Source organism: Brevibacillus reuszeri, from assembly GCF_001187725.1.
Classification (GTDB): domain Bacteria; phylum Bacillota; class Bacilli; order Brevibacillales; family Brevibacillaceae; genus Brevibacillus; species Brevibacillus reuszeri.
Window position 1 is genome coordinate 1 of record NZ_LGIQ01000022.1, and the last position, 613, is coordinate 613.

At 41.6% G+C, this 613-nt stretch carries 1 protein-coding gene; it reads right to left on the reverse strand.

Features of this window, described 5'->3' with window-relative positions:
- Nucleotides 1-613 (reverse strand): transposase (locus tag ADS79_RS34010; RefSeq protein ID WP_152969591.1); only part of this gene is annotated, 613 nt, incomplete at both ends.

A 613-nucleotide genomic window follows, 5' to 3' on the forward strand; every position in this document is an offset into this window, starting at 1 on the left:
ATGGCATGGGCTACAGAAATTGCAGCTCGTTTTTTACCTTTTCGTGCTGCTGTTCGCCTATACAAAGCACCAAGGTAATTTTTCGAGCCTCTTATTGAATGAGCTGCTTCCGTTAATGAGGATTTTAAATATTTGTTCCCTTTTTTTGTTTTAGACGACTTTCTTTTGCCTGCGCTTTTATTGTGCCCGGGTACAAGTCCTGCCCATGAACATAAATGTGCTGCGCTGGGAAATTGTTTCTCAATATCTGTTCCAATTTCAGATAAGATTTGTTCAGCCATCCGAGTCGCAATTCCAGGTATGGAATCTAATCGTTCAATATCTTCTTGGAAAGAAATGACCCGCTGAGAGACCTCACGGTCTAACTTCTCAACTTGTTCATTCAGAAATTCAATATGAATCAAGATGGTCTTTATCATAAGACGTTGGTGGGGGTTCACGTATCCTCGAAGAGCTAACTCTAGTTCATCTTTTTTTCGTTTCATAGTACGGCGAGCGAAGCTTGCAAGTTTCTCAGGATCTTCTTCGCCATCTGCTATTGCATGAAGCATATCTCGGCTAGAGACGCCCAAAATATCGGATACAACAGAAGAAAGTTTAATGTTGGCGCCCT